The organism is Microbacterium lacus (assembly GCF_002812805.1).
GTDB classification, from domain to species: domain Bacteria; phylum Actinomycetota; class Actinomycetes; order Actinomycetales; family Microbacteriaceae; genus Microbacterium; species Microbacterium lacus_A.
In genome coordinates, this window is the sequence record NZ_NMUM01000003.1 from 1 (window position 1) to 7,335 (window position 7,335).

Annotated in this window: 6 protein-coding genes; 1 reads left to right on the forward strand and 5 read right to left on the reverse strand. The window is 62.0% G+C overall.

The window, feature by feature from the left end; translation table 11 throughout:
• Positions 1-77 precede the first annotated feature (77 nt).
• Positions 78-1,270 (forward strand): IS3 family transposase gene (locus CGU34_RS00125; RefSeq protein ID WP_100813431.1). Its coding sequence is split into 2 segments (ribosomal slippage): positions 78-348 and positions 348-1,270, totalling 1,194 coding nucleotides; the frame shifts between segments, so codons are not numbered across the junction.
• 35 nt (positions 1,271-1,305) lie between these two features.
• Here CGU34_RS00125 and CGU34_RS00130 read toward each other — a convergent pair.
• From CGU34_RS00130 to CGU34_RS00150, 5 genes are all read right to left on the reverse strand, one after another.
• Positions 1,306-2,511: a hypothetical protein gene (locus CGU34_RS00130; protein ID WP_100812879.1), complete on the reverse strand. Its 1,206-nt coding sequence runs from the start codon at positions 2,509-2,511 to the stop codon at positions 1,306-1,308.
• Positions 2,512-2,575: 64 nt separating this feature from the next.
• Positions 2,576-4,762, reverse strand: a complete 2,187-nt coding sequence (locus tag CGU34_RS00135; protein ID WP_100812880.1) for an ATP-binding protein — start codon at positions 4,760-4,762, stop codon at positions 2,576-2,578.
• Complete coding sequence (locus CGU34_RS00140) at positions 4,759-5,397, reverse strand: hypothetical protein (protein WP_100812881.1); 639 nt, start codon at positions 5,395-5,397, stop codon at positions 4,759-4,761. Before CGU34_RS00140 ends, CGU34_RS00135 begins: the two co-directional genes overlap by 4 nt.
• Entirely contained in the window at positions 5,394-5,948 is a 555-nt protein-coding gene (locus CGU34_RS00145) for a hypothetical protein (protein ID WP_100812882.1), read from the reverse strand. Before CGU34_RS00145 ends, CGU34_RS00140 begins: the two co-directional genes overlap by 4 nt.
• Before the next feature lie 117 nt (positions 5,949-6,065).
• Positions 6,066-7,258, reverse strand: a protein-coding gene (locus CGU34_RS00150) for an IS3 family transposase (protein WP_100813431.1) whose coding sequence is annotated in 2 segments (ribosomal slippage) — positions 6,066-6,988 and positions 6,988-7,258 — 1,194 coding nt in all. Because the reading frame shifts where the segments join, the coding sequence is not laid out codon by codon here.
• Between the last annotated feature and the right edge of the window lie 77 nt (positions 7,259-7,335).

Consider the following 7,335-nt stretch of genomic DNA (forward strand, 5'->3'; position numbering starts at 1 on the left):
TGGGGTTGACCCCGGATTCCGGACACTGACCAGGCGGGATCCGTGTGTTTGCGGGCCTGTCGGGGAGGATGTCCTTGATGGGCACGAGCAAGAGGAAGACGTATACGCCGGAGTATCGACGTGAGGCCGCGAGGCTGGTGATCGATACGGGCCGGACAGTCGCGGCGGTCGCTCGAGAGATCGGTGTCGGTGAGCAGCTGTTGGGCCGGTGGGTCCACGCGGAACGTGCGCGGACTGGCGGTGGGTCCGAGGCGCCGCTGGATCTGGACGAGCGTGCTGAGCTGGGACGGTTGCGCCGCGAGGTGCAGGAACTCCGGATGGACAACGAGTTCCTGGGAAAAGCGGCGGCCTTCTTCGCATCGAAGCAGAACCCGAGGAGCGGTTCGCTGTGATCGAGGCGGAGAAGGCGCACGAGACGACGCTGACAGTCACGCGGATGTGCCGGCTGCTCGGGGTAGACCGGCGCCGGTTCTACGAGTGGCGAGCCCGGAAGTCCGCCGGCCCGTCGCCGCGGCAGCGGCGGGCAGCTGAGCTGACCGAGCAGATCCGCCGGTTCCATGCCGCGTCTGACGCCACGTACGGGGCTCCGCGGATCCACGCGGACCTGCAGGACGCCGGGGTGGTGGTCTCGCGTAAGACGGTCGCGAAGCTGATGCGCGCCGACGGGATCACCGGGATCAGTCCCCGCACCTGGCATCCGCCGACCACCGTGCGAGGCGATGATCCGTTCCCGGTGCCTGACCTCGTAGAGCGGCGGTTCGACCAGGGCGAGCGTGACCTCGCGTGGTTCTCTGACATCACGTATCTGCATACCGGTGAGGGGTGGGCGTACCTGTGTGTCGTGCGGGATGGTCACACCCGCCGGGTCCTCGGCCGCACCGTCGCAGGGAGTCTGCATACCGACCTCGTCGAGGACGCGCTCCGGCAAGCGGTCTCTCTCCGCGGGCACCTGCCGCGGAAGGTCGTGTTCCACGCGGACAGGGGCACTCAGTACACCAGTGCCCAGCTCGCCGACGCAGCGACCGAGCTCGGGGTGCTCAGATCGATGGGCCGGACCGGGGTGTGTTGGGACAATGCAGCCGCGGAATCGTTCTGGTCCGTGTTCAAGAACGAGTACTACAACCGGCATGTTTTCGCGACGATCGACACCGCCCGACGGGCCGCGTATGTCTGGATCGACGGCTGGTACAACGCCCGCCGACGCCACTCCGGCATCGGCTACATCAGCCCGCTAGAGTACGAACGCCGCCAGCTCGCGCTGGCAGCCTGACCAACCAACCACCTGTCCGGACTTCGGGGTCAGCCTCAGGAACCTATGTTGCTACCTTCGAGTCGATGAAGCTGTTCTTCCTCAACGCTGGTACCTGTTCGAGTCGGCAGGTTCAGTGGTCCAAGCGAAATGTTGCTCACCAAGGACAGCAAACCCTGCCTCCCGTTCTCAGCTTGTACTACGTTCTTGGCGTGATCACCGGTTGGTGCCGGCCCAGCGAGAAACACTCGGTAAGCATGACGCCAGTCTCGCGCATGCCGATACTTCCGAAGGTGACGTCGAAGATGGTTCCTCGAAACAGGCAAGTCGTGCTCGAACGTCTGCAACTCGACATCCTCGCCTGCAGCCTGAAGAAAGACGGCTGCATCGTCCCGCAAATCGAACTGCCCGTACCTCTCCGCTAGTTGCATCGCCTCGTACCCGAAGTAGACCTTTCGTATCCCGTTGCTCTCGCCGCGTGCGCTATCGAGATACCAGGAAACGTGGAGTCGCGCGGCCGCTGTCTGGTCCTCATCGCTGTCTGCCGCCAAAAGGAGTAACCTGACGATCTCGTCGATAAACTCGGGTGCTGTCGCGGCGATTCCGCGAAGACAGTCTCGAACTTCGAGTCGCTCCGAGGATGTTGTGGAGCCGTCTCTAGCCGGAACGCTCAAGAGAGCAAGCAAAGTCAGTACGGCGTGACTGTGGCCGAGAGTCAGCATCTCTCGCGCAAGTTCCAGGGCTTGCTCTCGCACGGATGCCTCGGTCACCATCCGACGGCTCCGCACGATCGTGTTAGCTCTCGCAAGTGATATCGCCCGGCGGCCTGGTTCGAGGGCTACATCTCTCGCGCACGTCCGATAGTGCTCAGCTGTTGCTTCCGCGTGCGCAGGCGAAGCATCCCGTCTCCCGCTAAGGATCAGATCAGCGACGTGAGCACGAACCATGTGGTCCGATACCGAACGCAGCAGAGCCTCGCGAAGCACCCAGGCCGCCTCCGGGGTCGCAGCGAAAGGGCGGGTGGCGGTCGCTCTGACATTGGATTCCTCGAACGCAACGGTCCCTGCAGCCGTGAAATCCTCTTGGAGCTCGACGCCGAAGAGGAAGTCGAACTCCAGTCGGGCCGGGTCAGCCAGTGATCCATAGTCCGCATCCGACCAGGACCTCGCCCAAATCTCGGTAGTGTCGCTCGCGCCGTGAGCATGCTTATCAAGGAGCGCACTGATCCGCACTGAATCCGTCTCTACGAACTCATACTCCATGCGTTGCTCGCCAATCTGTCACCGAAATCCTCATAAGCACTACCCGCGGGGTCATCCGAGGTCGCTACGGAGTGACAAGTTTCAGGGGGCTGGTTTCCGCAGGGACGTCCCATTGCTCAACACCAGGACCGTTGCGGTCCCACTTCGTGAAGCGGACATAGGTCGTTCGGAAGTTCTCACTCACCGGACGAAGCTTTCTCGCTAGCAACGAGGCGAACGCATGATCGTGGGTTGTAACGATCAGTTGGCGATGAGGGAGGATCTTGCGAAGTAGATCAACGAGGCCGAGAAGATGCACGTCGTCCAGGTTCTGGAGCGGGTCATCGAGTATCAATGACTTCACGTGAGTAGGCGCGAAGCCGAGGTTGAACGAGAGGAACAAGGAAACAGCAAGCGCGTTTGCTTGCGATGTAGATAGCGTCTCTCCGGGCTCCGTGACATCAACCTGAACCTCATCGTCACGCAACATAGGAGTGAGACGGTGCTTTCCACCAAACTGACGTGTGGCAATCTCAACCGATCGGAACGTTGGATGGGGGTCGATTGCTGCGTAGAACTGATGCAGGAGAGGCTTCAACTGCTTCAGACGGTCGGAAACAAACGTCTCCGCGTCTGACTTCACTGCATCAAGAAGTGCGGTAGCGACGTCATTTGTGCGCCGCCGATCGGCAATGTCTTGCTCCTTGGAAGCCAAAGAGTTGCGGAGTGCCTTGGACTCGATTTCGATTCGATCACGTCGTGTCTTCGACGAGTCCAGTGAAGCTGCTGCATCGAATTCGCGCCCTGCCTCCAATGTCCGCGCGATCTGAGACTTCCGCCTCGCTACACGATCTAGTTCAGATGCGAGTCGTTGGATTTCGTTGCCTGCCTCTGCTGACGCGTCAGGCAGCTCATCAGAGAAGCTGGCCAGAACCTCCCTTGTTCGCCTCTCTCGATGCTCCCTCGCCGCTTGTGCTGAAGCGCGTTGTTCGAGCATGGCGCGGTGCTGATCTGAGACCGTCTTGAGTCGCAGGGACAGTTCACCCAGTCGCTTCTCTGTAGCTTGGAGATTTGTTCGTTGCAGTTCAGCGCCTTCTCGGAGAGCTGCATTCTCTGTTTCGTTGGCGATGGTTTCGAGGCGACGACGATACGCTTCCGGATCGACTTCTTGGCCGCAGGCTGCGCAGCTATCTGCCACGTGACGGAGCAGGATCGACGCCATACTTGCGAGTTCTTCACGAATAGAGGTTGCCTGTCTACGCGCCGCGTCTGCTTCTCCAACTTCGACGCGAAGTAGCTGGATGTCGCGCTCGACCTGTTCCTTCTGAGCCGTCAGATCAGCGACCTGACGTTCGAGTTCGATGACCTCGGCTTCGTCCGGACCTTCGGGAAGCGGCACGCTCAGCTCTGCCTGTGCCGCGAGCAAGGCGGCTTCATCCTGCTCGATTGTGCTTCGCTCCTGGTTGAGGGCAGCACGCAACTTCGTCAGTGAGCTCTCGCTCAGTTCCCGATCTTGGGCGTCCTGGATCGCGACGAGCCCGAGTGCCTCAACGTCGCTGCTCCATGTCTGCCATCGAGCGCTCACCTCGGCCGTATTTGCTTTGGTGATCTCAGTTTCAAGCACGGACAAAGATGCTGCGAGGTCTTCGACCTTTGCGCGATCACCTTCGAGCGCCGAGTCAGCCTGGTTGACCGCGCGAACCCATGCTCGCTTGTGCGATTGGAGTTCATCCGCAAATTCTCGTAGACGCCCGGCACCCACCATGCTTGCGACCGCATCGAACCGCTCTGTGTCCTGACGTCCGGTCAGGAACTCGCGCAGCGACTCTTGCTTCAGGTAGATCGAGTCCACGAACGACTGTGCCAGTGTGGCGAAGTCTTCGTTGGTATCGGTGCCCGCGAGATTTTGGCGGAGCCAGACCTCCGCGTCCGCGCCACGAAGTGACGCATCGTTAACGCGCACTCGAAGTGGAGCGCGCAGTTTCTTGGCGTCGGTCTCGCCCGGGTTTTCCAACGATCTCGTGATGACAACATCGTCACCGTTGAAGTCGGTTCGCAGCTCAACCGTCGTGGTTCCCGACTTGCTGTAGAGGTTTCGGGGTCCCTGGGAGCCGGTGGTCTTGCCCGAGATTGCCCATGAAATCGCGTTGCAGATCGTCGTCTTGCCGTAACCATTCGCGCCAACGACGATCACCACGTCTGCGTCGAGGTCGATGTCAACCTCGCCCGAGACTCCGCCGAACCCTGCGATGGAAACGCCGGTGACTCTCATAGTGCATCCGTCCCTGTCCGCTGGGTGGTGATCAATCGTTCGTGGAGCGCTTCAAGCGGAGGCTCGCCTGCCTCGTAGGCAGCGATGACCACGTCGAGGTGCTCATTGCTGTTAAGTACTCCCGCAACGCGCGATGGGAGCGTGGCCAAGGGGTCGGCCCTCCCCGGCGTGGTGTCGAGATCAAGATCGAGAATCGGCGCCAGGGTTCGCCTAACCTGTGGTGTCAACTCAAGCGGATCGAAGACACGACTTGGTAGATCGTCCGCTGTCAGCACCAACTTGCGTACACGTCGCGTGTCAGATCGTATGGCGCTCAGCTCCGCAGCCAGTTCCTCCGGAACGCCGTCCATCGCGACGAGGACGAGGTACCCATCCCAAGACTTCGGGTCGGTCGCGATTACGTTCGCACCTAGGAAATCGACCACATGATCTTGTGCCGTACCCCATCCGGCGACGAGCTCTTCAACCGACTCAAATGCCCACACCGCGATCACCGAGTACTCGTCTTCAAATGCCATCGAGCCGGAAGGCCAGGATCGGTGGCGAGCGCTGTCTACGCGGGCGATCTCAGACTCTGCAAGCAGCCTTGTGATCTCCGTGAGGAGTAGTTCGTTCGTTACAACCGCGTCGGTCATCGTCGTAGCTCCTCAACCGCTGACTGCAGGTCAGTCGCGGGCCGTCCTAGGTAATCGTCTGCGAAGATCGGGTGGATGGTGTCGGCGCCCCTAATGAGGTCGCCTGACGTGTCCTCCCGAACAAGGTCATCAACACTTGGTGTTCGCGTGTTTCTGGCTCCAGCCACGATGACAAGATTTGTTCGTTGCTGAGGCGCCAGACTATTGTTTCGCTCACGAATCTTGGTGCTGATGGCGCTCCACGCGATGGCGCCTCCGCCATGCGCAAGCCCAAAGACGAGCGTTGAACCGCCATCGGTCTTGACCGTGAGGCGGCCATGCTCATCCAGGTCCAGGGAACTCGTTGCGAGCGCTGCCGATAGGTGGTCCGTTGCTACCAGGAGGTGCGCGATCTGCCTTTGGTTCGCGGCGTCCCCTTCTCCGGCATAGGGGTGCGGGCCCAGTAGCCAGGTGGCTCTAGCGCGGCCGAGGTCGAGCAGCGTGATCTCTTGGATAGGTTTTGCGACATCTTCCGACCGGCGCAACGCCATTTCGGGGTCATCGTCCGCCATTTGACTATGTGCGTCGCGGACTCTTTGCAACTGTTCGAGAGCTACTCTTTGGGCGAGTCTCGACATGAAGTCGCCCCAGTGAGGCTGACCCCGAAGTCCGGACAGGTGGTTGGTTGGTCAGGCTGCCAGCGCGAGCTGGCGGCGTTCGTACTCTAGCGGGCTGATGTAGCCGATGCCGGAGTGGCGTCGGCGGGCGTTGTACCAGCCGTCGATCCAGACATACGCGGCCCGTCGGGCGGTGTCGATCGTCGCGAAAACATGCCGGTTGTAGTACTCGTTCTTGAACACGGACCAGAACGATTCCGCGGCTGCATTGTCCCAACACACCCCGGTCCGGCCCATCGATCTGAGCACCCCGAGCTCGGTCGCTGCGTCGGCGAGCTGGGCACTGGTGTACTGAGTGCCCCTGTCCGCGTGGAACACGACCTTCCGCGGCAGGTGCCCGCGGAGAGAGACCGCTTGCCGGAGCGCGTCCTCGACGAGGTCGGTATGCAGACTCCCTGCGACGGTGCGGCCGAGGACCCGGCGGGTGTGACCATCCCGCACGACACACAGGTACGCCCACCCCTCACCGGTATGCAGATACGTGATGTCAGAGAACCACGCGAGGTCACGCTCGCCCTGGTCGAACCGCCGCTCTACGAGGTCAGGCACCGGGAACGGATCATCGCCTCGCACGGTGGTCGGCGGATGCCAGGTGCGGGGACTGATCCCGGTGATCCCGTCGGCGCGCATCAGCTTCGCGACCGTCTTACGCGAGACCACCACCCCGGCGTCCTGCAGGTCCGCGTGGATCCGCGGAGCCCCGTACGTGGCGTCAGACGCGGCATGGAACCGGCGGATCTGCTCGGTCAGCTCAGCTGCCCGCCGCTGCCGCGGCGACGGGCCGGCGGACTTCCGGGCTCGCCACTCGTAGAACCGGCGCCGGTCTACCCCGAGCAGCCGGCACATCCGCGTGACTGTCAGCGTCGTCTCGTGCGCCTTCTCCGCCTCGATCACAGCGAACCGCTCCTCGGGTTCTGCTTCGATGCGAAGAAGGCCGCCGCTTTTCCCAGGAACTCGTTGTCCATCCGGAGTTCCTGCACCTCGCGGCGCAACCGTCCCAGCTCAGCACGCTCGTCCAGATCCAGCGGCGCCTCGGACCCACCGCCAGTCCGCGCACGTTCCGCGTGGACCCACCGGCCCAACAGCTGCTCACCGACACCGATCTCTCGAGCGACCGCCGCGACTGTCCGGCCCGTATCGATCACCAGCCTCGCGGCCTCACGTCGATACTCCGGCGTATACGTCTTCCTCTTGCTCGTGCCCATCAAGGACATCCTCCCCGACAGGCCCGCAAACACACGGATCCCGCCTGGTCAGTGTCCGGAATCCGGGGTCAACCCCA

Bases quoted from the DNA above. Each gene is read 5' to 3' on its own strand.
- CGU34_RS00130 (WP_100812879.1), bottom strand. From the start codon at position 2,511: ATGGAGTATGAGTTCGTAGAGACGGATTCAGTGCGGATCAGTGCGCTC.
- CGU34_RS00135 (WP_100812880.1), bottom strand. From the start codon at position 4,762: ATGAGAGTCACCGGCGTTTCCATCGCAGGGTTCGGCGGAGTCTCGGGC.
- CGU34_RS00140 (WP_100812881.1), bottom strand. From the start codon at position 5,397: ATGACCGACGCGGTTGTAACGAACGAACTACTCCTCACGGAGATCACA.
- CGU34_RS00145 (WP_100812882.1), bottom strand. From the start codon at position 5,948: ATGGCGGACGATGACCCCGAAATGGCGTTGCGCCGGTCGGAAGATGTC.